This is a genomic window from Jezberella sp., assembly GCF_964834465.1.
This window is the reverse complement of the sequence record NZ_CBAZRM010000009.1, coordinates 130289-155431: the sequence shown is the minus strand read 5'-3', so window position 1 is coordinate 155431 and position 25143 is coordinate 130289. Positions and strand designations below refer to the sequence as shown.

The window sequence follows — 25143 nt, the reverse complement described above, 5'->3', positions numbered from 1 at the left end:
TCAGCGTCCTGCTGTTGCGCTGCTTCCAGCATCTGAAAATAAGGTTGCCAAGCGATTGATGCTGGTCGGAACATCTGATCGCTCAGTGCGGTCCTGCTGCAGAAATGACTCAACCGCCTGCCGCTTTCTGATCGCTTCATCGAGGATAGGATCACTACCCGCTGAATAAGCACCGACATTGATTAAATCGATATTTCGGTTATATCGGGACGTCAGCTGTTTGAGTCGTCTGGCATCACGTTGATGATCTGCGGTCACAATGGCGTACATCACCCGGCTAATGGATTGTTCAATGTCAATTGCGGGGTAATGCCCGCTTTCAGCCAGTGCTCGATCCAGCACGATATGCCCATCAAGAATGGCGCGAGCCGAATCGGCGATCGGATCTTGCTGATCATCACCTTCGGTCAAGACCGTATAAAACCCGGTAATAGATCCTCCGCCAGGTTCGCCATTACCTGCACGTTCAACGAGTACAGGCAGTTTGGCAAATACCGAAGGGGGGTAACCTTTCGTCGCCGGTGGTTCACCAATCGCGAGGGCGATTTCACGTTGAGCCATGGCATAGCGAGTCAATGAGTCCATGATAAGTAAGACGTGTTTGCCTTGGTCTCTAAAATATTCGGCAATCGTGCAGGCGTAGCGCGCTCCTTGCAGTCGCATCAGCGCCGGCGCGTCTGCGGGCGCTGCAATGACTGCTGTCTTTTTGAGTGTTTCTGGCCCTAGGATCTCTTCGATAAACTCTTTCACCTCGCGGCCGCGTTCACCGATCAAACCGACCACAATAATCTCTGCGTCGGTATAGCGAGCCATCATGCCGAGCAACACACTTTTACCAACACCCGAGCCGGCAAACACGCCCATCCGCTGCCCGCGCCCCACCGTCAACAAACCATTAATCGCACGCACGCCCACATCTAGAATGGTGTCAATCGGAGTCCGGTTCAGCGGATTGATGGGGAGCGCATGTAATGAAGCAAATTCAGTTGCGTGCAGTGGTCCCTGACCATCAAGCGGTTGAGCACTCGCGTCTAGCACTCGTCCGAGCAAACATTGACCAACCGGCAAATGCCCCGGTGGCGGCTGATGCCCATTGCTGCTGGCCTTTCTTGACAGAATTTTGGAGGCTGGCCCCACCCCTTCCGTACCGCCATAAGGCATCAACAACAAATTACCACTCTCGAAACCGACGACTTCTGCCTCTAGCAATTTGCCATCATCGAGCGGGATGTAACACAGGCTGCCAATCGGCATATGCAAACCTGCCGCCTCGATGACCAGCCCGGCCACGCGAGTGATTTTTCCCGCCACCTCAAACGTATCCAGTTGATTGAGTGATTTCGATAGTTCTCCGACTATTTCTTGCCAATTTCGAATTCTGGCGGGCGCACGACCGTCTCCCAGTGATGGTGCTGCATCGATGAGAGCGTCATCCATCACGATGAGGTCTCTAGCCAATCGTTGGATCGACCCAAGGCGTCGCATATTCTGCGCCAACGGTTCGTATTGGTTGCGTCAACGGTATTGGTCGCCGTTTGTACCGCGCACCCACCCCTTTCTATCGTGTGATCTTCAACGAGTACCCAGCCCAAATCGCGCAAATCATCCATCATATGACGCGTGACGACCTCTACGTCTGCCGGATTCAGACTCAAGCGCAAAGGGCTTTGCAGTGAAGGCAAACTGCCGATCGCCTCACTGATGATTGGCAAACAGACTTCTGGGTCAGTCTCAAGTTTGACTCGAATCATGGCCTTGGCAATGTCGACAGCCAAATTCAACAGATCTTCAGAGGTTTCTACATTTTTACGATCCACAAGCTGTTGAAAATTGCCCAACAGCTGCAATAACAAACGTTGCTCGCCCGCCGTCTCATGCTTGCCTGCTTCCAGTGCATTTAAGTGCCCTTCATTCATCCCTCGTTCGTAGCCATCTTTATAGGCTTTTTCGTAGATCAGTTTTACTTTTTCGGGCGACACGACTGGCGTTTGCTCAGCGACCTTGGCTCTGTTGGTTTCAAACAGATCGGCAAACCCCCCCCCCTGCTGTGGTCTAGACCGATCGGGCGGCATAAAAGCGCTAGACATATTGCTCGTCTCCGCCCTTACCGGAGAGCATAATCGTGCCCTCGTCAGCTAATTTACGGACCAGTTGCAAGATCGTTTTCTGTTGTGCCTCGACATCAGACAGTTTGACGGGCCCTCGATTCTCGAGATCTTCCTTCAACATTTCGCTCGCACGCGCCGACATGTTGCTATAGACCTTGTTGCGCAATCCATTACTGGCCCCCTTCAAGGCCACTACCAGAGACTCAGACGAGATATCGCGTAGCAAGATCTGAATGCTGGCATCAGGCAACTCTGTAATATCGTCGAAGATGAACATTTCGTCGACAATCTCTTGCGCCATGTCCTCGTCGTACCCCTTGATGCCTTCGATCAAACTGCTTTCAACCTCTGAATTCATAAAGTTCATGATGGAAGCAGCTGCACGCACACCTCCGATGCTTTTCTTGTTGACGCTTTCACTACCAGACAGCAATCGGGTGAGAACGTCGTTAAGCTCTTTCAACGCAGTTGGCTTGACGTTATCGAGTGTAGCGATGCGCAACATGACATCTTGACGCAAGCGAGGCGTAAAACAGGCCACAATCGAAGACGCTTGGTCCGGCTCTAAATGAACCAAGATCGTTGCAATAATCTGAGGGTGCTCTTGACGGATAAGATCCGCCACCGTCTGCGCATCCATCCATTTGAGGCCTTCGATACCACTGGCCTCGCGCTTATTCAAAATCCGCTCAATGACGCCGGTGGCGATATCTTCACCGAGCGCTTTGACCAGCACTGTTCGAACAAACTCGTCAGAATCTTTCGCGAACGCCGACGCGTCGCCGGTTGCTTCGGTGAACTTCTGCAGCGCCTCTTCAACCTGTGCGTGGTCAACCCCTGTCAGACCCGCCATTGCCACACCGAGCCTTTGCACTTCGCGCGGACCCAAATACTTCATCACCTCGGCGGCACCATCCTCACCGAGTGCTAAGAGCAAGACAGCTGCTCGCGTTACGCCGTCGTCGTCAGCCATTGTTCGTGCCCGCTATCCAAGATGACACGACATTGGCAACCAGTTTAGGGTTTTCAGTTGCCAAGGCTTTTGCCTGTGCCAGATTGTCAGCATAGTTGCGCGTCACCGGCACGACCTCTTTAGGCGCCACCGGTTCAAGCAAAGGGGCCGTCTCGCCCTCAAGCAACGCAGGTTGCGCTTGGTAGACCTCTTCTTGAGGGCTCAACGATTCGATCAGCTTGGTGACCATCGGTTTGAGGGCTCGCTGATACAAAATGAACAGCACAATCACACCAAGCGCCAGTTTGCCAAAGTCTTTGGCGGGCTCGATGATCTCGGGGTTACGCCAGATCGGGATGGCAGGAAGCTCTTCGATTTTTTCGGGCACAAACGCCGAATTAACGACACTGATCGTATCGCCCCTCGTCTCGTTGTACCCCATGGCCTGTTTCGCCAATTCAGTGATTTGGTTCTTCTCATCGTCGGTCAACGCCCGAGAGACAACCTTGCCGTCTTTGAGCTCTTGCTTTTGATTAACCACAACCGCCACCGATAGACGTTTGATCACCCCGGTTGTCTTCTGTGTGTAACGGACGGTTTTATCAACCTCGTAATTGACGGTCGTGTTCTTGCTGGTTGGCCCAGCTGCCGGTGCAGCATCGGTTGCGCCAACCGCGTTCGGATCGTTGACAATCGGCGCAGTCGCATTGGCGCCGGGCTGGTTGGTCAAAGCGCCTGGCACACCGCCCGCAGCCGCGCCGCCACCTGCCGCAGAGGACTCATTCGTTTGCTGGCTACGGATGACAGCGGCATCTGCGTTTTTGTTAGGTTTGTATTCTTCTTTTGCTTCTTCGAGTGACGAAAAATCGATTTCTGCGTTCGCCCGGGCAAGTACGTTTTTCAGCCCAACGATTGGCGTAATAATGGACTCGACCCGCGCGGCAATCCCTTTTTGCAAGTCTTCGACATATTTCAGCTGACTGGGATCGACCTGATTGGCTCTGTCTTTGCTCGTGTCAGACAATAAATCACCGTTTTGATCGATGATGGACACATTGGTCACCAACAAACCCGGGACACTGCTGGCGACCAGATGCAATACGGCACTCACCTGTTGTCGTTCGAGCGAGCGACCCGCTTGTAGTTTCACCAGCACGGATGCGGTCGGCTTTTGTTGATCTCTCAGAAACACCGTTGACTTTGGGATAGCCAAGTGAACTCTGGCATTTTCTACGACAGAAATGGCCTGAATACTGCGCTCAAGCTCGCCCTCGACGGCGCGTTGATAATTCACCTGTTCAATGAACTGTGACACCCCAAAACCCTGCTTTTCTAGCAGTTCGAACCCGATATTGCCCCCCTTGGGTAGGCCCATCGCGGCCAACTTCAAACGCGCCTGATGAACTTGGTCGGCCGGCACCATAATGGCGGATCCGCCATCTGAGACCTTGTAGGGGATATTCATTTGTTCGAGCACCGCCACAATAGCGCCACCATCTTTGTCACTGTAGTTCGAGAACAGGACTTTGTACTTCGGCTCTTGACTCCATAGCCAAAAGGCGATCATGACCGCAATCACTGCGGCGATCCCCAGGGCAAGTAGAAGCTTTCGATTTAGACCGTTCATAGCAGATATTATGGACGTTGCGAGGCATTTCAATTGCTTGAATAAGCCAGTATTTTTTGACTTAATTGACCTGCAATCCTAACACCCCCCCTGCTACATTTACATACATTGAAGCAATCCGCAAAGGAGATGACATGAACGTAGGAGGAATCGGCACGGATCAAATCCAGTCAATGCTGGCTCAATTGCGTAGTGTTGCCTCTCAAGCCAGCGCACCATCAAGCGCCAGTTCTCTGCCGCAGATGGCCAAGCCGGTATCGGGGGCACCGCAGCCGTCAAGCGTCGTTGATTTTTCTAAAATACTACAAGGATCTCTTAACCAGATCAAAAGCTACCAGGATGAAGCTCAAAGTCTCGGGCAACGCTTTACCCTCGGGGATAGCTCGGTGGCGTTATCTGACGTCATGATGTCCAATCAAAAGGCGAGTTTGTCGCTGCAATCTGCCGTGCAAGTCCGTAATAAACTGGTTTCCGCCTACCAATCCATCATGAATATGCAGATTTAATCACCGACGCTGGGGCTTGTCTTCGGCTTTCTCTAGCTGGTAGACCCAAACCAGCAATTCGGCTATGGCTTGATAAAGCAGTTCTGGAATATGCTCATCCAGATCCACATTCATCAATAAATTCACCAGTTCTTTTGACTCGTGCACAAACAAATTGTGTTCTTTGGCCCGTTTAATGATCTGCTCAGCCACCACCCCTCGACCCTTGGCCACCACGCGTGGGGCGAATTCGCCCTGCTCATAAGCGAGGGCAACCGCCTGCTTGGTGACTTTAGGCTTTGTCATGAGGCGAAACGAGACACGACGTGACATTCTGCCCAGAGGCGGTGAGCGCATCGACGAGTCTTGGCAGGGCGGGTCTTAACAGGGACGCGGCGACATCGTCGGCTGCTTTGAGCGATAGGCTCAGAGATCCATTGGATCTCAGCTTAAAGGTGGCAGCAATCTTTTTGAGTTTGGGCAAATCCAGCGTCATGGTGCTGGTGACCGTTTTCGAATGATCGATCTCTGTCTGCGCTGCATGGTCCCCGGCATTGGGGTCAGCGGGCGACTCCTCTTCAATTTGTGTCGTCCAATGCATGACTTGGCCCGCCCAGACTGTCCCCGCCCAACGAACTGCATTGCTTTCGAAAATTTCCAACTGCTTTGAAACTAACCCAGCAGGATCAAAACCATGCGCATTTTGTGGCTGGGCCATCAGATGCTCAGCTCCTCCGCCACCCAGGACCAAATTGGCTAGCTGAGACTCGTAGAACAAGCCGCTACCAGACAATGATTGCTTGAGCTCAGCGGCGACACTGGCCGCATCAGTCACTTGACTCAGCAGCGGCGGTCCGGTAGTCACCGTCTCGCCAATGTCAGGGACACCGCTCGTCTGTGCCAAGAATTGCCCAATCAGGGTGGCTGCGTTGCTGATCGCGACATACGCAGAGCTGTTGCCGGCATTCGCCCCAATCACCTCAAACGTCGGGATGGGGTCACCACTCAAGAACTTCAAGGTGACTACTTGGCCCGCGCTGACATCTCCTGCCAGCTTGACGTTCACTAATCCATCCTGAAGTCTGAGCAGGACAACTTGCCCTTGCGCATAGCTCACGACTTCTGCCTGATACTCCTGACCGGGCACAAAGGGGGTTGCAACAGTGGCTGCAGAGCCCTGCCCCGACGCACCAGACTTGACTGCGTCGATCCCTGGTATGCCTTTAATTTCCATAAGTCAGTGAGATTAATCCCTTTTGGGCATTGTCGGTCTGAGCCTGGCCTTTGGCGCCATCATACTGGCAAGCTCCACCATCCAGGGCTCGGACAGATCCCTGACTCGACGGTCGTCGGCCAGAATTTTCATCAAATAAGCGACTTTTGTCTGCACCTCGGTTGAGGTCAGATCGGTTTGTCGCTTGGCAAGTTGAATTTGCTTGACATAGGTCGCACAAATGGACTCCAACTCAGTCAAGGTATCCCAATCCTGCCGCTGGGCGGCCTCTACCATTTGATGACTGACTTGAAGCATGTCATCATAGACCGATAAAATGTTGCGTTTAGGCATGAGGGCGCGATTCAGAGAGAACAGTAACGCCATTATGCTTGGCAACTAGGTCAGGTTTATCCTGCGAACAAAGACGGGTTTTACCCTCTGTTCTATAAACACAGATAACACTCCCTCAGGCGATACTAATCACGTGCTCAAAGAAGAACAAAGGAAGATAGTGAGCAAAATCAAACGTATCGTGGGTCAGCTTCGTTCTTGGTTATCCGACGCTGACGTTGAGAAGACCGAGCAACGGCAAATTGCCGGGGATCAGACTCGCCATGAGCACGATGATTTGACCTATTCCTTTCCTCATGCCAAGGGCATTGATCCGACGCCATTGGCTCGGACAGAAGTTCAAATAGGACGGGTTCCAACCACCACAGAACCCGTGGTTAACAACACCTCTGCCCCCTCATCGGCCCAGAGTGCGGCAGTGCAACCCTCGAGCGAAGGCCTGCGTCCGGCAATTCACTTCAAGTCCAGCCCCAGACAGGTTGAGATCTCGACTGACGCACGAGCTCCTCGGCCCCGCCAGCCAAGCATCTTGAATCGATCGATTGAGGGGTTTGATTTTGCCAGCGCTATCGTCATGCTGGGCGACGAGGCATTGATTTTGCAGATGATAGAAATATTCTTGAAGGATTCAGTCAACACAATTCGTGACTTAACCAAAAAAATCGATTCTCAGCAGCACAGAGAGGCTCAGTACCTCATCCACTCTTTGATCGGTACGGCCGGCATTCTTGGGGCAACGGCCTTGCGAAACACCGCCGAGCAACTCGACCGCGCATTGCGGCAAAGATACATGATCGAGTCTGCATTCGATGCGTTCACCACAGAATTTCAACGAAGTACGACCACGCTCATGAATATATTGCAATCAGACTCACCAGCCGATCACGACCCATCCAAAGAGCATGGAAGTGAGCACTCGCTGAAACTGCAAACCAATAGAAACATCCTGCTTGCCGACGATAATCAGTTTGTTCAGCAAGCCATGCAAGCGCTGCTCAACAGACACGGCTGGCTCGTGACGATCGCGGACAATGGTCAAGAAGCCGTCGCTGCAGCGAGCCGGGCTCAGTTTGATATCGTCTTAATGGATGTGCAAATGCCCGTGCTTGATGGGTTAGAGGCAACCCGTGAAATTCGCCAGATGGCTTCAAACCAAACCCTGCCGATTATCGGTTTAAGTGCCACGGCCACTGAGAGCGAGCGTGCGGCTTGTCTCGAAAGTGGCATGACCGACTTAATCGCCAAAACCACTAAACCCGACCAGTTGATTGCGCTCATCAATGCTCACGTTCGGGCACAGACTAGCTGACAATGTTTGTTAAAACGGATCATCCTCTAGGATTCACTCTCCGCGTTTTGGTGTTTGTCGCGTTGGGCATGCTCGATCGATGGTTGCCGCCGGTCATGTTAGGCGCCAGCGTGCCATTGATGTTAGCCAGCAGCTTCGGCGTCGCTCTTGTCTTTAGCAACACCCCTCACGCGATGCGAACTGTGTGGGTGGGCTCTATCCTGTTGGCGTTGGGTCTCCAGTACCGAGGGGATAACAACGTTCTGGTACTCATTGTCGCGACGTTAACCTTCGCCATGGCGATGGCTCTTCAATGCCTGATCGCTGCGAATTATCCAAGAAAATATTTCAAGTCTGCTTACCACGCACTGAACCGGCTACAACCCATTGTGGTCTTACTTGGGGTCGCGTTACCAGTTTCTTGCTTGTTGCCAAGTGCGGTTTATGAACTGTTTTTGGCGTCAGACCGCCTGAGTTACCAGCGGCTCGATACGATTGAAAACATTCACTGGCACGCGTTCTTACATACCTGGTTGGGGATTTGCTTTAGCGTCACACTCTTCGCGCCGCTGATGATATCCATCATGCTGCGTCAAAGGCCACTCTGGGAGGGTCGTTGGCGTTGGTTGACTGGCGCTTTAGCGATCGTCTTGCTGTTATCTTCGCTCACCTCAGCGCCAGCGCACCCGCTCATGGTTGGGGTCCTTGGGTTGCTGCTCTTGCTGGGGCTTCAAACGGCTATTTTGCATTATTCAGGCAAGAGAGCGAAGGCGAGTTTGAGCATTTTGAATGTCTTTCATCGCATGGATCCTGACGAGGCGATCGTCGCAGATGTCAGAAGCACGCTCGATCGGCTCCAAACCATTGCCCAGGCATTGATTTGGGAGTTTCGCATTTCGACGGATACGGTGGTACTCGAGGGCAACTGGAAAAACTCAGTCGATCTGTCCTCTTCCATGACGAAAGACGATTACTTGAGCCAAGTACATCCTGATGACATGCATGCGGTGAGCAGCATGCTCGATGCACTGATCGCGCGGGATATTACCGAACGAAGCTTGACCTACCGACTACTCATCAATGATCAATACGAATGGGTGATGCATCGGGTTCAATATATTGAATCGCGCAAAGCGGGCAAGCTTGGCAGATTGCTCGGCGTCGTGATTAACGTCAATGAACAAGCCACGATCAATGAACAATTGAATCTATTCAGACGAGTCATGGATAGTTCAAATGACATGATCATGATCTGTATCGAAGATAAAGATGACAATCACCAATTGAAAGCCATTTACGTAAATTACGCCTTCGTGACCCGATCAGGCTATTTACGCAGTGACGTACTGGGCAAATCCCCCCAACTGCTGTTCGGCAAGCAAACCTCCAGAAGAGCGATTAACAGTATCAAGCGTGCCATTTTCGCCAAATCCGCCTTCAGAACTGAGTTGGCCACCTATACAAAAAGCGGTGGCGCCAACTGGGACGAGATCACGATACAACCGGTGCTCTTAAGCAACTCGTCTCCGATCAACTGGATTTTCGTCCTTCGAGATGCATCCAAGCGAAAGGACTTAGAGGATGGGTTGAAAAAGGCTGTACAAGCCGCCAACGAAAATACTCGCGCCAAATCCAATTTCATCTCCACCATGTCGCACGAGATTCGAACACCCATGCACGGTATTATTGGCCTGATCGAATTGGCCATGCTTGAAGAGCTACCTGCGTCTGCGAGAAGTCTGTTAGGCACCGCCCAGACTGCTTCTCAGACTCTCCTGACCATCCTGAATGACATTCTATTATTTTCAAAGATCGAAGAAGATAAGGTCACTGAAGACGTCAGCCGTATCAGCCTCGATAAGTTATTGGTGGAAATCAGAAACTTGTTTTTCGCGTCAGCTTCTCTGAAGGGGATTGGACTCGATTTACAACTGTCAAAAGACTGCCCGCAGTGGGTCGTCGGCGACGCGACGAAAATTCGGCAAGTGTTGTCCAATTTAGTGGGCAACGCCATTAAATTTACTTCTCGCGGTGCCGTCCACATTATCTTAGATCTCGTTTCGTCTAACGAAAAGCAGGTCACGGTTCGATTTTCTGTGCTTGACACTGGCATTGGTCTAGACCCAGCAGCGCTCGAATACGTACTACAGCCTTTTCACCAGGCAAGCACTGATACTTGGAACAAATACGGAGGCTCAGGGCTAGGGCTCACCATCTGTCAGCGGCTCTTGAACTTAATGCACAGCGAATTGAAGTTAATCAAAGCCACACACGGCGGCGCTCATTTTTATTTCGACCTGACGCTCGGGATCAGTGCAGAACGCGATCAGACCAGCAGTAAAGACAACGAGGTACCCGAACCAGACAGACGTATCGCTGGCTTACTGCTTGATCCTGCACAATTGCCCTTGCGCGCACTCAGCATCCTGCTCGCCGAAGATAATCCGATCAATCAAGAGATCGCAGCCAAGTTTCTGACGCGGGCTGGTGCCAAGGTGGAGGTCGCGGAAAATGGGGTGGAAGTGCTTCGGATGATTGCGCAGAAAAATTACGACATCATCCTCATGGACCTTCAAATGCCTCAAATGGATGGGTTAACGGCCACTCAAGAATTATTCAAACACCCCAGCTGGAATCATTGCCCCATCATTGGCGTCAGCGCGGGTTTATCAAATCAAGACAAGGACAAGTGCCTGGCAGCCGGCATGCAAGACTTTCTGCTCAAACCAGTAAATTGGCAACAACTCATCGCACTGTTGCGCGACGTTGTAAAACCTATTGCCCCCTCACATGATGCAGCAAGCGCAAACATGAGCAAAGAAACCCCCGTGCCGCGCCCCCCCGCTAAAGACGAAGCCTTTCTATCTATCGAAGAGACTGTCCAAGGTCTCAACGATACCCAGTTGGCGTTGCGCTTATTAGGGATGTTCTCAGCGGACAGTCTCAAAACCAAAAGTGAGTTGAACAATTTTCTATCTCAACATAATTTGGCAGATGCCAAGAAAAAACTGCACTACTTAAAAGGATCGGCCAGCATTCTGGGCATGCACCAGTTACTGGAAACGATCAATGCGTTCAACGCCAAGTTGACTGAAGGCGAACTCGACCGAGCGGCTCACCTCGCGTTTATTGAACAACTGGATGCGTCCATTGCGATGGTGAACTCGATCCGTGCAGATCTCGAAACGAAAGACAAACTTGGTTAAGACGTCGGCGTCAACCAAGTAGATTGTTTTTGATGGCGTAATTTGTCAACGCAGCCGTTGTTCGCATATTCATTTTTTTCAATGCTCGACTACGATACATACTGACTGTTTTGGCTGATAACGTCATCTTGTCAGCGATTTCAGAGATGGTCAGCCCTGAAGCAGCCATCACCATGTACTGATACTCTCGGTCAGACAGTTGTTCATGGCCCTCTGCAGTCGACGTTTTACCAATATCCTCAGCCAAAAGCTCAGCCACCTTGGGGCTGATATATTTGCTTCTGCTAGCAACTTTCTGAATCGCAATCAGCAACTCTGCACTGGTTGTGCTTTTATTCAGATAACCGTTCGCGCCTGCTTTAAGCGCCCTCATCGCATATTGCTCTTCTGGGTACATGCTCAGAATCAGTATCGGAACGTCCTTGTGACGTAAACGGATGGCCTTCACAAGATCAATACCGTCCCGATCAGGTAAGGATAAATCCAACAACAGACAGTCTATTTCGGTAGAGCCAACAATCTTGACTACCTCGGCCGCGGTAGACGCTTGTGCAACTACTTTCATATCGGGTCGCGAGGACAGCACAGTCATCATGCCTTCCCTGACTAAGACATGATCATCCGCCAGAACAATTTTGATGAGTCGCATACTAGTTCTTCGAACTCAAAAGGCCAGTGATTTTTACAAGCTTCTGCTCTGTTGCCACAAGAATGTTGGTCAGTTTGTCGACCTGTGAAGCCAGCTTTACCTGATCTGTTTCGTTGATCAAACTCTGCAGCCCGAGGCGCACGGCAAACAGATTGCCGCCAACCTCGCCGTGCAGGTCTTTCGCAATCGTTTGATGTACTTCGCGCCACTGATCTATTGTCATGCCAAATCCGTCATGCTTGAAGTCCGCACATACCGCATATCTGCCGTATGAAATAAAGTTTAACTTATAACTGCCGAGTATTCCTTCAGTGCCGCAATCACTTCTTGAATCACGTCACTCCAATCCAAAGGCTGCCGTTGATTAAAAAGTCGAACCGTTGGATACCAGGGATTATCCTCTCTTTGGTCGAGCCAGCGCCAACAAGCATCAAAACGGCTCATGATCCAAGTAGGTTTGCCCATCGCTGCAGCCATGTGAGGGGTCGACGTATCCACGGCAATCACGAGATCAAGATTTTCTATCAACGCAGCCGTGTCAGAGAAATCCTTCAGTCGCGAAGTGTAATCAATAATCTCTGGGCCGTCCCATCCCGCTTCCTTTGCTTCTGCCAGTTCACCCTCCGCGGGTTGGCCTTTTTGCAGACTATAGAATTCGACATCTGCGGCGCGCAAACCAGCCAGTTGCTGCAAGGACATGTTTCGGCGTTTTTTTGTCGCGTTAGACTCTTGCTGGTCGTTACTGATACCCCCCGACCAGACGAGCCCCACTCTCAACTTGGTTCGAGGCCCCAGCAAATCACGCCAAGCGCCGACTTTCGCGGGGTCTGCAGACAGATACGGGACATCAGCGGGTATGGTCTCTAGCGTTGTTTTGAAGGCCAGGGGCAAACTGATGAGGGCACAGTAGTAATCATGAGGTGGCATCGTATCGCCTGGATAAAAGGTAGGTACCACCTGACTCACCCCCTCCAAGCGCTTCATCGTCTCAACGAGCTGAACCTGTGACTCGAAGATCACCTTCGCGCCTAATTTAGCCACCAAGGGAATGTAACGGCAGAATTGCAGCGTATCGCCTAACCCTTGTTCACCAATAATGAGAATCGTCTTACCCGCCAGTGGTTCAACACCTGTCCACCGAGGTTTATCGTACTCACGGTTAGCAACGATAGAAACCGTCGCGGTAAAGCGTGCCTCGTAATCCTGCCAGCCTTTCTCATAATCACCCAGCGTCAGCAACAGCATGGATCGATTCCACCGCGCTTCGTCAAAGTTATCTTTGAGTTCGATGGCGCGGTTCAAATCGTGCAACCCCTCCGTCAGACGACGCATCTCATGCAAAATCACGCCCCGATTGTTATAGGCTTCGTGCAGGGTGCTGTTTAAGGAAAGCGCCATATTGTAGTGTTCAAGTGCCTCATGAACTCGACCGAGCCGTTTGAGATTGACCCCCATATTGAAATGGGCTTCGGCATAGTCAGGCTTGATCGAAATAGCTTTTTGAAATTGCTCGACCGCGGATTCGTGCTCTTTCATTCTTTCGAACACGGTTCCTAAATTGCAGTAGGCATCGGGGAAGCTGCTGTCGAATACCGTCGCCATCATCAGATCAGGCAGTGCACGGCCGTAATCCTCGCGATCGATATAAATCACCGCCCGATTATTCAACGCACCGGTGTAATTGGGCTTTAACTCGATGGCCTTTGAATAACTCTCCAGTGCGCCCTCAATATCGCCTGCGGCTTGCAGCATGATGCCTCGGTTGTAATACCCTTCGGGCATATTTCCGTCTAAAGCGACGCCATGGTTAATACTTTCGAGCGCCTCGTCCATCCTATCAAGCTCTTGCAGCGCCGCCGCTCGATCAAAATAAATCGCCGAATAATTCGGATTCAGGGCGAGAGCCTTTTCGTAGGCCTGTAAACAGTTCTCTAATTGACCCTGCTCACGATAAATCAAGCCAAGATTAACGTAGGCCTCGAATGACGAGGGGTTAATCGCGATCGCGTGCAGATAGTTGTTGATCGCTTGGTCCGGCTGATTAAGGGACTTTAAAACGAGCCCGCGATTCACATAAGCTGACGCGTAGTGTGGGTTGATACTGATCGCCTGGTCGAAGGCCGCCAGACTCTCTTCATACCGATGCATTTTTTGCAAGAGGTAACCCAGGCTATGCCAGGCCATAGCAAAGGCTGGGTTCAACTGAATCGCTAATTGGTAATCGACTAGGGCATTCTCGAACTGCTGCTGCTTCTCGTACAGCATGCCACGGTTGAAAACCGCCACTACATAGTCAGGTTTGGCCTTCAGTGCCTGTTGATAGGATTCAAAGGCTAGATCGACTTGTTGCAAGTGCTCATAAACCGCCCCCTGATTCGTGAACGCCTCAAAGTTTTTCGGGTTGATCGCAATCGACTTTTTGTAACTTTTGAGGGCATCCTCGTAAAGGCCTAGCTCTTTTTGCACAACGCCAAAATTGTTGAGTAGTTCAGCATCTTTACTATTAATCGCAACGGCAGCGCTTAACCTCGAAAAGGCTTTTTCATATTCTTGCGCCTGAGCGGCGATCACGCCCGACAACTTCAGGGCGTGAAAATTGCGAGGTTGCATCTTGAGCACTGCCTCGTAACACACCAGTGCTTTCGCGAGCTCTCCCAGTTGATGATGTGCCAACCCTTTTTTAAGTTGCGTCATCACCACTTGGTCATTGTTTGCCGATGCCATTTGTACTCGCCTTAATCTTGATTGGATTGGCCAAATGCCCCTTAAAGGACGAGCTATCTTAGACTTTATCCACCACGACTGAAGCAAGGAAATAAGGGCTACAAGCGTGGCTTATCCAGCTTTGACAAACAACGAGCGCTTTTCAATCGTGACGCCAGCCCTCGTGCTCGTGATACCAACCCCATGAGCGCTGAGGATGATAAGCCCAAACCCACCCTGGGCCGGGCGCCACCGGTGGCGGCTGGACATACACGACATGCGGTGGCGGTTGCACGGGTCTCGCAGGTACGACAATACAGGCAGAAACTGACAACGTCAGCGCAACCAAGGCAACCCCTGCTATTCGCTTCATACTCATGATAGAGACCTCACAAATACTTGATTAACTTTCATCAACATCAGGTAAAGCATCGTCGGGACCAACATTGGCTGGAGTGACCCAGGTTACATCTTTCATCGAACGCTGCACCAGCTTATCTACCCCAAGCAATTTGGCAAAAATAGCCATGCGTACGGGGATACCATTATCGGTTTGCCGGAAAATTGCCAACCGTGGGTCGGTGTTCAAATCGGTGCTCAGATCATGAGATTCTGGCCGGCTATCCCTTGGCAAAGGATGCATGATGATCACATCCTTTTTACACGCCGCATTGACGAGCTTTTGGTTAATTTCAAAATCAGTGCCATAACCGTCAATGGCTTCTTCTGTAAATCGCTCTTTCTGAATCCGTGTCGCGTACAGAATATCAGCGTTGGCGAGCGATCGGGCAGGAGAATTGCTCAGTTCCACCACGTGTCCGTTGCGGCTGACCACATCGACAATCTCGACTGGCATCTCAAGCGCTGTGGGTGAAATGAGCGTGAACTTCAACCCACGGTAAAGCGACAGCAATTTGATCAAAGAATGCACCGTTCGACCATATTTCAGATCACCCACCATGGCAATGTGAGCCCCATCAATGAGCTTGCCCAAGCCAGAAAACTCTCGTTGAATCGTGTACAAGTCAAGCAACGCCTGACTGGGATGTTCGCCCGGGCCATCGCCCCCATTCACAACAGGAATATTAGTCGCACGCGCAAACTCAGCCACCGAACCCTTTTCTGGATGCCTCACGACAATCGCGTCGACATAACCACTGACGACGCGACTGGTGTCGTAAATCGATTCACCTTTGGCCATCGATGAGAAAGTGAAACCTGTGGTGTCGCAGACCGACCCACCCAAACGACAAAATGCAGCGCCGAAACTGATTCTGGTTCGGGTACTTGCCTCAAAAAACAGGTTAGCGAGGACGGCGCCTTCGAGCACACGAGTCACTTTCTGTCGTTTGGCGATTGGTTGCATGACGTCAGCCAAGGCAAATAACTCTTCGACAGAGTCTCGAGTGAACTGATCGACGGACAAAAGATGGTTGATGCGACTACCGTGTCCACCAATATGCGCCGCCTCAGAGTATGCGCTTTGTGTATATTCATCAGCATCAGGATGGTTGGACAAAATTTCAGTGATAAACCGGCGCGCAACCTCTGGCGTCGCGCGATATTCACTCGACTCATCCGGCAACAGCCAGCTATCCAGAGTACGTCGACGACAACCAATACGGTCGGCGAAAGCGTCGCGCGTCATGTTCAAACGACGCATGGCGTCCCGAAGTAACACTTGCTGAGGCATTGACATGGAACCCCCTACAACGCCAAGTTAAACACACTCAAATTATATACACAATGCGTTATTTTTGTTGATGAAACTTTTCAATCGACGCTTCAATTTCTGCTCGCTCAGTAAGACCCGAGTATCTGCCCCGCCCCGGCAAACAGGCTAAAAACGGTTGGAAACGCTCGAGACTTTTTTCGTATAGACGTCTCAGTTCGATGAAAGGTTCCTCATGATCATCGACACGCAAATCTAGCTGTGGATAGTCTTCATCAAAATGCAGCTTAAGTGCGGCCGACTGCTTGCCTCGTTTGTCTCCGCCCGCCGCTTGCCCTGCATCCAAGGCTGCCAACAGTCGCTCAGCCAGCGGGCGACCACGCAAATCAAGAAACGCCGCTGCCGTCTGCTCAATCACTGCAGGGCCTGCGAGCATATTGCCCGCAACGCTAAAGTCGTCACCAATGAAATGCCCGCACCAATCCACACACGCTGATCCGGTGTAAGCGGCTGCAGTGCCATGCGCCGGAAGGATGTGCACCTGTCGTTGCTCCCTTCCCTCATCCCCTGCTATCAACGCCTTGATGGCGACATCTGCGGCCACATGATCCGCGATCAAGTCAAGGCCAGCTGGGCCATATAAGGGATTCATCAACGCTTGCGTTGACAACGCAGCCACCTGCCGACGGGTATGAACACACAGCGATCCCACCGCAAAGAAGCGGCTTGCAATTGCAACACCAAAGTGCCCTTGCTCGTCTCTTGCCAAAATAGACCACGTCATAAAACCCCTCTTGCGTCTCTGACAACCATGACTTACCGATACCAATCCCTGACAGCGGCAACGAAACGCTCGACGCCTTGAGCAACACTTGCCGGCTCAAGCGCGCCATATGACAAGCGCTGATAATTAGCCTGTTCAGTGTCCAATAGGCCAAAAGCAAAACCGGGGATGGAGACAACCTTGTGTCGCTGAGCCATTGTGCGATTAAACGCGAGGACGTCAGATTGGCGCGGCAAACCGGGCAATTTCAACAACACATAAAACGCCCCTTGCGTTCGTGGAAACTGTGCCAGCTCCCCCAAGGTATCCAAAGCGTCGAAAACATCCTGACGAACCTTGGCTAAGGCTTGAACTTTTGGTTCAACCCACTCGCGCCCAAGTTTCAACGCCTCAATCGCTAAAAGCTGCGAAGGAACTGGCGCACAAATCAGGTTGGTATCCTGCACCTTGTTCAGTGCGTCAAAAAGATCTGCGGGAAACACAACATAGCCAACTCGCCAACTCGCCATTCCAAAATTTTTGGAGAGCGAATAAAAGGAAAGCGTGTGTTGAGCAGCGCCCGGCAATGACGCAGGTGAAAAATGCTTAACACCGTCGTACGTAAAATACTCGTACGCCTCGTCACTGAAGTGATAAAGATCATGCGAAGCACACAGTCTATTAACGGCGGTCAGCGACGCCTCTGAATAGACGGCGCCCGTGGGATTATTGGGCGATACGGTCACAATGGCCCTGGTACGTGGGGTAATGGCAGCGGCTAGCGCCTCGACATTCAAACTCCAGTCTTCGTTGACCTCGACGGGCACTGGGATGCAGCCAATCATCCGGATCGCCATTTCTTGATTGAAATAAAACGGCTTAGGCAAAATAAACTCATCCCCCGGATCCGCCACTGCCATGGCGCAATTCAGAAAAGCCATATTGCTACCCGCAGTCACCATGACCATGGCGTCGGTGCCACAGTGCACGCTATTCTCGCGACTCAACTTCTGTTGCAATGCGTCAATCAAACCCGGATAACCCATCACCGACTGATACTTGTTCAATTGCGAGTCTGCCATCAAGCCAGGCAAAGCCGCAATTGCCTCGGTTGGGGGCCCATAATTCACCACGCCTTGGCCAAGCGAAATTGTGCCGGGATTTTCTCGTACCATGGCAGCAATGGCTGGGATGATGGGCGTATCGACAGAGGCAATCCGTAAAGAGTGGCGCTTCATGAGTGAGTTCTTGAGAGTTGAAAATGTTGCTGCATTCTATCAACCAGACGACCAACCACTTCATCCCAATCGCCTGGGGTGATTTGCCTGAACAACGTCATCGTCGGATACCAAGGCGTATCCTCGCGGCCATCTAGCCAACGCCAGCAACTATCAAAGCGGCTTAACATCCAGGTGGGTTTGCCCAAGGCGCCCGCCAGATGTGCCACCGCCGTATCGACCGACACGACTAAATCCAGATTCGCAATCATTGCCGCGGTATCGCTAAAATCTTTCAAATCATCAGCACAATCCAACAAGGCAGGCCCCTCCCAAGCTTGGTTCAATAAATCGGTGAGTTCCCCTTCGGCCGGTTGACCTTTTTGCAGGCTATAGAAATCTGCCTCAACGGCCTTTAATCGTGCCAAGCTGGCCAATGCCATATTGCGCCGCTTGTTAATGACCCAAACTTCAGGCTGCGCAGGATGAAATCCCCCTGACCAGACAAGGCCAACTCTAGGGCGCAATTTAGGGCCCAGACGAGCTGACCACAGGGCTGTCTTTTCTGGATCAGCCTTCAGGTAGTTGGGGTAAGCGGGGACGGTCGACAACGTCGTCTGAAATGCCAGCGGCAAACTCATCAAGGGGCAGTAAAAATCATGTGCCGGGATTTGATCCTGGCTTAAAAAGGCAGGCAAGACCTGACTGAGACCTGGCATCGCTTTCATCAAGCCTACCAACTGAGGTTGAGACTCAAAGATCACCTTGGCCCCCAATTGCGCCAGCAACGGCAAATAGCGGCAAAACTGTATCGTGTCACCCAACCCTTGCTCGGCCACCACAAAAATGGTTTTACCCACCAAAGGCTCGACCCCTGTCCATTTCGGACGATCGTAAGTTCTTAAATTGACCCCAGAAAATTTACTTGGGTGCAACCGCGTCTCATAATCTTGCCAGCCATTGGCATAGTCGCCCAGCGCCAAGCTCGCCAGCGCTCTGTTCCAGCGGGCATCGACCAATTCGGCGTTCAGGGTCGTCGCTTGGGTAAAACACGCGTGTGCCTCGGTCAATCGTCGCATCTGCAACAACACGACGCCAAGGTTATTGTAGGCTTGAGCATCGTTTGGTTGCAGCTCAATGGCTTGTGTCAAACGCACGGCGGCTTCCTCGTGACGGCCCACCTCTTTCAACACGTTACCTAAATTGTTGTAGAGCATCGCCACGCTGGGGCTCAGTTTGATCGCCGTTTCGTAATCAACAATCGCCTCTGCGAAACGCCTGAGTTCCTGATGTGCGGCGCCACGAACCGCGTAGCTTTGCGCGGCATCCGGGCGCAATTCGATCGCATGCTGATAGGCGACCAGCGCAGCTTCAAGCCTGCCCAACGTTTGCAACGCGTAGCCAAGGTTGTAATACGCCGGTTCGTAATGCGGATTGAGCTCAATGCTGCGCTGATAACAAGCTAAGGCCTCCTCTGCTCTACCCAGCAATCGCAGCGCATTGCCTTTATTGGTAAACGCCTCGACATAGTCTGGCTTTAAGCCGATCGCTTGGTCGTAGTTTTTTAAAGCTTCTGCATACCTCGCCAAGTCTTGCAGCACATTGCCACGATTACTGAACGCCAGCGCATTACCAGGGTTAACCACCACCGCCCGATCAAGTAGCTTCATGGCTTCGGCGTGATTGCCAAGTTGATATTCTGCGGTCCCCAACATGAACAAAAGATCACCATGTTTGGGTAACACTTTGAGCAACGGCCGGTATATCTCAACCGCAAGCACGACTTGCCCAGCTTGATGCAGAGCAACGGCTTGCGCAAACCGATCGCTCTTAGAGCGTTGGTCTTTCATCATTTAGTCGCGACAAGCGTGGTGAGATCGCTCACGACGCGACTGATGACGCTGTCCCAATCCAGCGGAGTCACTTGTCTGAATAACTTCATCGTCGGATACCAAGGGGTGTCTTCACGCGCATCTAACCACCGCCAACAACTGTCAAAACGGCTCAACAACCACGTTGGCTTACCAAGGGCCGCCGATAGATGAGGGGTAGAGGTATCCACCGAAACAACCAAATCCAGATTTTCAATCAACGCAGCAGTATCGCTGAAGTCGCGCAGTTCACTGACATGGTTAATCAGCACCGGGCCATCCCATGACGCAGCTTCAAGTGCGGCCAGCTCACCCTCTGCGGGTTGACCCTTTTGCAAACTATAAAACTCAGCGTCAATCGTTTTAAGGCTCATCCACTTGGCGAGCTCGATATTTCGTCTTTTGTGAGTTGCCCACAACTCAGGTTGTGCCGGCCGAAAACCGCCAGACCACACCAGCCCCACCCGAAGTTTGGTTTTAGGGCCCAGTTTTTCGGCCCAATAAGCGACTTTTTTTGTATCCGCCTGAAGGTACTGGGTGGCGTGGGGGATAGTGTCGACGGTCGTCTTAAAGGCAAGCGGCAGACTCATCAGCATGCAATAAAAATCGTGTGCAGGCAGCGCTTGACCCGGTGCGAGCAGGGAAACGACTTCTGCCGCCCCCTCAAGCTTGCTCATCGTTTCGACCAAGGGGGGTTGAACCTCAAGAATGACTTTCGCCCCTCGTCTTGCCAGCATCGGCACATAGCGGCAAAACTGTATCGTGTCTCCCAAGCCTTGCTCGGCCGCCACAAATATCGTCTTACCGGCAATCGGTTCAGTGCCTGTCCACTGTGGGGCCGTGTATGCCCGCCTGCCATGGTTCAGGGCCTTGATGGTATTGACGCGCGCCTCATGGTCACGCCAGCCGTTCTCATAATCACCTAAGGTCAGACGCACGAGAGACCGGTTCCATTGCGCGTCGGCGAGAGCCGGTTGCAATACTAACGCGCGATCCAGCGACGCCAAGGCTTCGGTCAAACAGCGCATTTGTAACAGCACCACCCCGAGGTTGCTATGGGCTTGTGCGTAGTCGGGCTTGAGTTGCGTCGCACGCTCAAGCCGCGCCCTCGCCTCAGGAAGTTGATCAAGCGAAGTCAGCACCGTACCGAGATTATTCAAGGCCTCGGGAAAGTCCGGCTGCAATTGCAGGGCTAACTGAAATATCCCCGATGCCTCGGTGTTTTGATGCAGCTCTTTCAAGGCGTAGCCAAGATTATTGTAGGCAGCGGCATATAAAGGGCTGAGCTCAATCGCCTGCTGATAGGCAACGATGGCCTCTTGATAACGTCCGAGCTCTTTGAGTGCGTTGCCCCAGTTATAGAAGGCTTGAGCATGGTGAGGATTCAACTTAATGCACTCGGTGAATCGTTCAATCGCCGCTTCAAGTTGCTTTAAGTCTTGCAGCGCATTGCCCCAGTTATTGTAGGCATCCGCATAATCTGGTCTTAATGCGATGGCCTTTTGATATTGCTCAATCGCCTCTTCTTGCCTCCCCAGTAGGCGCAAGGTATTGCCTTTGTTATTAAAGGCTTCGAAATAATCAGGCTTGAGCCGAATGGCCTGATCGTAGCTTTTCAACGCCTCTGTATACCGCGATAAATCTTGCAACACGTTACCGCGGTTATTGAATGCTGAAGGGTTGCTGGGATTGCTGACAATCGCTTTATCGAGCAATTTAATGGCCTCAGCCTTATCCCCCAGTTGATATTGCGCCGTGCCGAACATGAACAGCAAATCCCCGTGCTTGGGCAGCTGTGTGAGTAACTGACGGTAAATAGCGACCGCCTCGGCGATCTGCCCCGCTTGATGCAATGCTAAGGCGCGCTGAAAATGTTCGTTCAGGGCCACCGCCTGTGCATTCACTGGCCGCTTCATGGATGGATTCTCTCGATCAGACCAACAGGATTGTCAACGGGACTTTTGCTCACCAAAAACACAATAACCGCCTATCATAAGTGGTGTTAGCAACGAACTGATTAATTTTTGATACCGCATGAGCATAATTCAAGATACCACCCAAACCAAGCCTATTACCCAGCCCGCACGCCATCTTCGGTTCGGCTTAGCAGCCAATCAACGGCATCACGGGTCTGGCAACGCCATTTGTTTTGATTGGCTTCGTACCAGTACCAACAGCATACGGTCGCTTGGCCTCGAGTTACACACTGTGGGTCGCACCTACGATGCCATCTTGCGCGAAGGTTTGCTGGGCGATTATGCAGGTCTGGTGCGTTACCCCTACGGGCGAGATGGCGGGCTCATGAAGCTCGTTGCGCGGGTGACCGAGACTGAACGCGAATCCGAATCGCTGGATGGGGCGATCTATCTCATCGACCCAGTAGATCCTTCATCCATTTTCCCTGAGGCGCTTGCGCTCAAACGTCAATGTATTACGCACAAGAAGCCATTTATTTCTACGATGGCAGGTGCTATAGAATGGATTGAAGTAGAGCGAATGCATGCCGGTTTGGCAGCAGACGTAGGTGCAGATCCACTGTTTGACCTGTCGCAACAGTGCGCTGCGCTTATCGCTCACGATGCGCTCAAAGAGGTCATGCTCGATTTCGCGCTTCAACATTTCGACCTGCTATCCAGTTTTTCAAAACGCGTGGCCACGGGTACGACGGGTCAATTGCTGAACGAGCTCGCTTGGTCGCGTGGCTGGCCCGCGCACACCCCCTGGGTGCATCGCTACTTAAGCGGGCCGATGGGCGGCGATGCTCAAATTGCCGACCTGGTGCTGGATAAACGGTGTCAAAAGGTTATTTTCTTTGAAGATCCACACGTCGCTCGACAACATGAGGCAGATATTCAATTGCTTGAAAGAGCCGTGAGAGTGGTGACGCGTGAAGCCACGTGTGCTACATCTGCAACGGTGGCCAACAAATGGGCGAGCGCCGCTGAAATGCGTCTCACCCGCTAAGGTGACGACATAGGCTGTCGACAGACCGTCAGCAAGACACAGGGAAATACCAAGTGGGCTGTTTTGACAGTTGGGTATCCTTTTGTCACACTACGGAGATGACTGAGAGGTTGTTAGACTCAGTGATTGTTCGCAACCGGCACGTTCAAACAACATAAGAAAAACCAACATGAAAGAAATCGGCATGATCGGTATCGGCCTCATGGGCCACGGCATCGCAAGCAATCTTTTGAAACACGGCTATCCGTTATCCTTACTCGCTCATGCTGGCAACCAACCGTTGGGCGAACTAGTCGCTGCGGGTGCAAACGTCTATCAAACCCCCGCTGAATTAGCCAGGCACTCTCAAATTGTCATTGTGTGCGTGACAGGCACCCCCCAAGTCGAAGACGCACTGCTCGGCGCAGAAGGGGTGCTGAAGGGCTTGCAAGCGGGCACCACCGTGATCGATTGTTCGACGGCCATCCCCGCCTCGACCGAGCGCTTGGCTCAGCTCGTGATTGACAAAGGCGGCTTTTTTCTTGACGCCCCAATGACGCGAACGCCAAAAGAGGCTGCAGAAGGCAGGCTCAATTTATTGGTCGGCGGAGACACTGCCCTATTTGAAAAATGCAAGCCCATCCTCGCTTGTTTTGCAGAAAACATCGTACATACGGGGCCTGTTGGCGCGGGGCATCGGATGAAGTTACTGCATAATTACGTGTCGCTAGGTTCGGTGGCGCTGCTAGCAGAAGCAGCCGCTTGTGCGCAAGTGGCCGGGGTCGACCCTCAAGTATTCATCGAAGTGCTTGCCAAGGGTGGGGGCTGGGGTGCACCACTCGAGCGAATCAAGCCTTACCTGACTGACTTGGATTCATCAGGTCTGAGATTCAGCGTGGCAAACAGTTTGAAAGATCTTACTTACTACAACCAGATGGCAGAAGACATGAACGCCGACCACATCGTCGCTCAAGCGGTCAAACAGACACTTGAGCTTGGCTTTCAAGCGGGTGGGATTCAGGCGCTCATGCCAGAAATGGTGACTCTGATTGCAAAGCGGCAGTCAAGCGCCGATTAATGCATCCCCATCATTGACTCCTCGACGTTGACTCGGCAACGTCGCCCGGAGGGAAGCGTCCCCCAGCAGGCCTCTCCATCCACAGAGTAATAAAGATCGTGTTTAATCTTTATCGGGGTATTGTTTTTATTGAAGAAATGAATCGGGACCAGATGAAACAGATTCTTCTGATCGTTTAACTTCGTCTCGCCCTCAAGCACTTCGAAATGCAAGTGAGCGCCTGACGAATAGCCAACATTGCCCTCTAACGCAATGGGTTGCCCTTGCGTCACGCGTTGCCCGACTTTCACTAGTGCACTGTTGGGATAGATGTGTGAGTAAACGCTCATTAAGCCATCACGATGCAGAATGTGAATGGTGTTGGCTTTCATCAACAGCTCAGGTTTTAACCCTCCTTCTGTAAAATGTTGAACAACTTCAGTGACGATTCCATCTTTTGCTGCGGTAATCGGGGTTTTTTCTGGTGCGCAAAAATCTATCGCATCGACTTTATCTTTGCCATGTGTTGTTTGTGGCCCGTCAGCTGACTGGCACACCCTGATTTTGGTTTGCGGCGGAAACGGGATCTGAAAATGGTTATCTTTGATTGCCGGGCCGATATCGCCAATATCTTGATAGGTTACCCACTGCAAACCCGATTCAAACACAGTATTCTCAACGAGAGGCTTGACATCTAATTTGAGTGTTTCGTATGGCTTGACGGTGGCCGACACTTCGGCGACTGCTTTAAGACGAGCACCTTTATTATAAATTTGCACAAATACAATGTGCGGAAATATGTCTGTGTTGACCAACGTCACTTTCGCATTGCCACTCGCAGGCTTCGGCGGCGCCACGAGAATACCGACCGGTTGCAACCCTTGCATGGGTTGCACCGTTTGACCTGGCTGGGTCGGCTGCAACGTTTGTAACTTTTGCAATGCTGGCACTGACCCAAGAGGTTGTTGAGCAACCGCCAAATGGCTTTGCAATAGCAAGGTCAGCACAAAGCGAATTTTCATTTTCTTGCTTGCT

At 51.8% G+C, this 25143-nt stretch carries 22 protein-coding genes; 5 read left to right on the top strand and 17 right to left on the bottom strand.

Translation table 11 applies throughout. The features are described 5' to 3' along the window. Genes fliI through fliF form a run of 4 tightly spaced genes read right to left on the bottom strand, consistent with a single transcriptional unit; the run spans nt 1 to nt 4687 of the window. The gene (gene fliI / locus AC1W8Y_RS08970; RefSeq protein ID WP_482014139.1) at nt 1-1437 is read right to left on the bottom strand and encodes a flagellar protein export ATPase FliI; all 1437 of its coding nucleotides are present in this window, start codon (nt 1435-1437) and stop codon (nt 1-3) included. After that, nucleotides 1437-2087: a flagellar assembly protein FliH gene (locus AC1W8Y_RS08965; RefSeq protein WP_482014138.1), complete on the bottom strand. Its 651-nt coding sequence runs from the start codon at nt 2085-2087 to the stop codon at nt 1437-1439. Before AC1W8Y_RS08965 ends, fliI begins: the two co-directional genes overlap by 1 nt. After that, nucleotides 2080-3081, bottom strand: a complete 1002-nt coding sequence (gene fliG, locus AC1W8Y_RS08960) for a flagellar motor switch protein FliG (protein WP_482014137.1) — start codon at nt 3079-3081, stop codon at nt 2080-2082. Before fliG ends, AC1W8Y_RS08965 begins: the two co-directional genes overlap by 8 nt. Next, entirely contained in the window at nt 3074-4687 is a 1614-nt protein-coding gene (gene fliF, locus AC1W8Y_RS08955; protein ID WP_482014136.1) for a flagellar basal-body MS-ring/collar protein FliF, read from the bottom strand. Before fliF ends, fliG begins: the two co-directional genes overlap by 8 nt. A gap of 134 nt (nt 4688-4821) precedes the next feature. Here fliF and fliE point away from each other — a divergent pair, with 134 nt between their 5' ends. Then, nucleotides 4822-5193: a flagellar hook-basal body complex protein FliE gene (fliE, locus tag AC1W8Y_RS08950; RefSeq protein WP_482014135.1), complete on the top strand. Its 372-nt coding sequence runs from the start codon at nt 4822-4824 to the stop codon at nt 5191-5193. Here the strand turns inward: fliE and AC1W8Y_RS08945 are convergent, their stop codons facing one another. Genes AC1W8Y_RS08945 through AC1W8Y_RS08935 form a run of 3 tightly spaced genes read right to left on the bottom strand, consistent with a single transcriptional unit; the run spans nt 5194 to nt 6739 of the window. Further along, complete coding sequence (locus tag AC1W8Y_RS08945) at nt 5194-5478, bottom strand: EscU/YscU/HrcU family type III secretion system export apparatus switch protein (protein ID WP_482014134.1); 285 nt, start codon at nt 5476-5478, stop codon at nt 5194-5196. It lies immediately after the preceding gene. Continuing rightward, the gene (gene fliK, locus AC1W8Y_RS08940; RefSeq protein WP_482014133.1) at nt 5465-6406 is read right to left on the bottom strand and encodes a flagellar hook-length control protein FliK; all 942 of its coding nucleotides are present in this window, start codon (nt 6404-6406) and stop codon (nt 5465-5467) included. Before fliK ends, AC1W8Y_RS08945 begins: the two co-directional genes overlap by 14 nt. Before the next feature lie 12 nt (nt 6407-6418). Further along, nucleotides 6419-6739: a flagellar protein FliT gene (locus tag AC1W8Y_RS08935; protein ID WP_482014132.1), complete on the bottom strand. Its 321-nt coding sequence runs from the start codon at nt 6737-6739 to the stop codon at nt 6419-6421. A 160-nt stretch (nt 6740-6899) separates the two neighbouring features. Here AC1W8Y_RS08935 and AC1W8Y_RS08930 point away from each other — a divergent pair, with 160 nt between their 5' ends. Together AC1W8Y_RS08930 and AC1W8Y_RS08925 are read left to right on the top strand one after the other, a co-directional pair. After that, entirely contained in the window at nt 6900-8048 is a 1149-nt protein-coding gene (locus AC1W8Y_RS08930) for a response regulator (RefSeq protein ID WP_482014131.1), read from the top strand. A gap of 2 nt (nt 8049-8050) precedes the next feature. After that, the gene (locus AC1W8Y_RS08925; RefSeq protein WP_482014130.1) at nt 8051-11233 is read left to right on the top strand and encodes a hybrid sensor histidine kinase/response regulator; all 3183 of its coding nucleotides are present in this window, start codon (nt 8051-8053) and stop codon (nt 11231-11233) included. Between the two features lie 10 nt (nt 11234-11243). Here the strand turns inward: AC1W8Y_RS08925 and AC1W8Y_RS08920 are convergent, their stop codons facing one another. The 9 genes from AC1W8Y_RS08920 to AC1W8Y_RS08880 form a co-directional block, all read right to left on the bottom strand. Continuing rightward, nucleotides 11244-11882 (bottom strand): response regulator transcription factor, encoded by a 639-nt coding sequence (locus AC1W8Y_RS08920; RefSeq protein ID WP_482014129.1) that lies wholly within the window; start codon nt 11880-11882, stop codon nt 11244-11246. 1 nt (nt 11883) lies between these two features. Further along, a complete protein-coding gene (locus AC1W8Y_RS08915; protein ID WP_482014128.1) occupies nt 11884-12105 on the bottom strand; it encodes a hypothetical protein in 222 nt (73 codons plus the stop codon). Nucleotides 12106-12164: 59 nt separating this feature from the next. Then, entirely contained in the window at nt 12165-14606 is a 2442-nt protein-coding gene (locus AC1W8Y_RS08910) for a tetratricopeptide repeat protein (RefSeq protein ID WP_482014127.1), read from the bottom strand. Between the two features lie 142 nt (nt 14607-14748). Continuing rightward, the gene (locus AC1W8Y_RS08905) at nt 14749-14964 is read right to left on the bottom strand and encodes a hypothetical protein (protein WP_482014126.1); all 216 of its coding nucleotides are present in this window, start codon (nt 14962-14964) and stop codon (nt 14749-14751) included. 24 nt (nt 14965-14988) lie between these two features. Further along, nucleotides 14989-16284, bottom strand: coding sequence for an aspartate carbamoyltransferase (locus AC1W8Y_RS08900; RefSeq protein ID WP_482014125.1), 1296 nt, complete (start codon nt 16282-16284; stop codon nt 14989-14991). Nucleotides 16285-16336: 52 nt separating this feature from the next. Continuing rightward, nucleotides 16337-17041: a DUF1028 domain-containing protein gene (locus tag AC1W8Y_RS08895; protein ID WP_482014124.1), complete on the bottom strand. Its 705-nt coding sequence runs from the start codon at nt 17039-17041 to the stop codon at nt 16337-16339. A 32-nt stretch (nt 17042-17073) separates the two neighbouring features. Further along, complete coding sequence (locus AC1W8Y_RS08890) at nt 17074-18258, bottom strand: aminotransferase class I/II-fold pyridoxal phosphate-dependent enzyme (protein ID WP_482014123.1); 1185 nt, start codon at nt 18256-18258, stop codon at nt 17074-17076. Continuing rightward, nucleotides 18255-20090 (bottom strand): tetratricopeptide repeat protein, encoded by a 1836-nt coding sequence (locus AC1W8Y_RS08885; RefSeq protein ID WP_482014122.1) that lies wholly within the window; start codon nt 20088-20090, stop codon nt 18255-18257. The genes AC1W8Y_RS08890 and AC1W8Y_RS08885 overlap by 4 nt, the downstream gene beginning before the upstream one ends. Next, nucleotides 20087-22024: a tetratricopeptide repeat protein gene (locus tag AC1W8Y_RS08880; protein ID WP_482014121.1), complete on the bottom strand. Its 1938-nt coding sequence runs from the start codon at nt 22022-22024 to the stop codon at nt 20087-20089. The genes AC1W8Y_RS08885 and AC1W8Y_RS08880 overlap by 4 nt, the downstream gene beginning before the upstream one ends. Nucleotides 22025-22142: 118 nt before the next feature. Here AC1W8Y_RS08880 and AC1W8Y_RS08875 point away from each other — a divergent pair, with 118 nt between their 5' ends. Continuing rightward, nucleotides 22143-23072, top strand: coding sequence for a methylglyoxal synthase (locus tag AC1W8Y_RS08875; protein ID WP_482014120.1), 930 nt, complete (start codon nt 22143-22145; stop codon nt 23070-23072). Nucleotides 23073-23241: 169 nt separating this feature from the next. After that, a complete protein-coding gene (locus AC1W8Y_RS08870) occupies nt 23242-24129 on the top strand; it encodes an NAD(P)-dependent oxidoreductase (protein ID WP_482014119.1) in 888 nt (295 codons plus the stop codon). Here AC1W8Y_RS08870 and AC1W8Y_RS08865 read toward each other — a convergent pair. Further along, complete coding sequence (locus AC1W8Y_RS08865) at nt 24126-25130, bottom strand: M23 family metallopeptidase (RefSeq protein ID WP_482014118.1); 1005 nt, start codon at nt 25128-25130, stop codon at nt 24126-24128. The genes AC1W8Y_RS08870 and AC1W8Y_RS08865 overlap by 4 nt on opposite strands. Nucleotides 25131-25143: the final 13 nt, after the last annotated feature.

Bases quoted from the DNA above. Each gene is read 5' to 3' on its own strand.
- fliI (WP_482014139.1), bottom strand. From the start codon at position 1,437: ATGGATGACGCTCTCATCGATGCAGCACCATCACTGGGAGACGGTCGT.
- AC1W8Y_RS08910 (WP_482014127.1), bottom strand. From the start codon at position 14,606: ATGGCATCGGCAAACAATGACCAAGTGGTGATGACGCAACTTAAAAAA.
- AC1W8Y_RS08880 (WP_482014121.1), bottom strand. From the start codon at position 22,024: ATGAAGCGGCCAGTGAATGCACAGGCGGTGGCCCTGAACGAACATTTT.
- fliG (WP_482014137.1), bottom strand. From the start codon at position 3,081: ATGGCTGACGACGACGGCGTAACGCGAGCAGCTGTCTTGCTCTTAGCA.
- AC1W8Y_RS08895 (WP_482014124.1), bottom strand. From the start codon at position 17,041: ATGACGTGGTCTATTTTGGCAAGAGACGAGCAAGGGCACTTTGGTGTT.
- AC1W8Y_RS08945 (WP_482014134.1), bottom strand. From the start codon at position 5,478: ATGACAAAGCCTAAAGTCACCAAGCAGGCGGTTGCCCTCGCTTATGAG.
- fliF (WP_482014136.1), bottom strand. From the start codon at position 4,687: ATGAACGGTCTAAATCGAAAGCTTCTACTTGCCCTGGGGATCGCCGCA.
- AC1W8Y_RS08870 (WP_482014119.1), top strand. From the start codon at position 23,242: ATGAAAGAAATCGGCATGATCGGTATCGGCCTCATGGGCCACGGCATC.
- AC1W8Y_RS08905 (WP_482014126.1), bottom strand. From the start codon at position 14,964: ATGAGTATGAAGCGAATAGCAGGGGTTGCCTTGGTTGCGCTGACGTTG.
- fliE (WP_482014135.1), top strand. From the start codon at position 4,822: ATGAACGTAGGAGGAATCGGCACGGATCAAATCCAGTCAATGCTGGCT.
- AC1W8Y_RS08890 (WP_482014123.1), bottom strand. From the start codon at position 18,258: ATGAAGCGCCACTCTTTACGGATTGCCTCTGTCGATACGCCCATCATC.
- AC1W8Y_RS08935 (WP_482014132.1), bottom strand. From the start codon at position 6,739: ATGCCTAAACGCAACATTTTATCGGTCTATGATGACATGCTTCAAGTC.
- AC1W8Y_RS08925 (WP_482014130.1), top strand. From the start codon at position 8,051: ATGTTTGTTAAAACGGATCATCCTCTAGGATTCACTCTCCGCGTTTTG.
- fliK (WP_482014133.1), bottom strand. From the start codon at position 6,406: ATGGAAATTAAAGGCATACCAGGGATCGACGCAGTCAAGTCTGGTGCG.
- AC1W8Y_RS08885 (WP_482014122.1), bottom strand. From the start codon at position 20,090: ATGATGAAAGACCAACGCTCTAAGAGCGATCGGTTTGCGCAAGCCGTT.
- AC1W8Y_RS08920 (WP_482014129.1), bottom strand. From the start codon at position 11,882: ATGCGACTCATCAAAATTGTTCTGGCGGATGATCATGTCTTAGTCAGG.
- AC1W8Y_RS08865 (WP_482014118.1), bottom strand. From the start codon at position 25,130: ATGAAAATTCGCTTTGTGCTGACCTTGCTATTGCAAAGCCATTTGGCG.
- AC1W8Y_RS08875 (WP_482014120.1), top strand. From the start codon at position 22,143: ATGAGCATAATTCAAGATACCACCCAAACCAAGCCTATTACCCAGCCC.
- AC1W8Y_RS08915 (WP_482014128.1), bottom strand. From the start codon at position 12,105: ATGACAATAGATCAGTGGCGCGAAGTACATCAAACGATTGCGAAAGAC.
- AC1W8Y_RS08965 (WP_482014138.1), bottom strand. From the start codon at position 2,087: ATGTCTAGCGCTTTTATGCCGCCCGATCGGTCTAGACCACAGCAGGGG.
- AC1W8Y_RS08900 (WP_482014125.1), bottom strand. From the start codon at position 16,284: ATGTCAATGCCTCAGCAAGTGTTACTTCGGGACGCCATGCGTCGTTTG.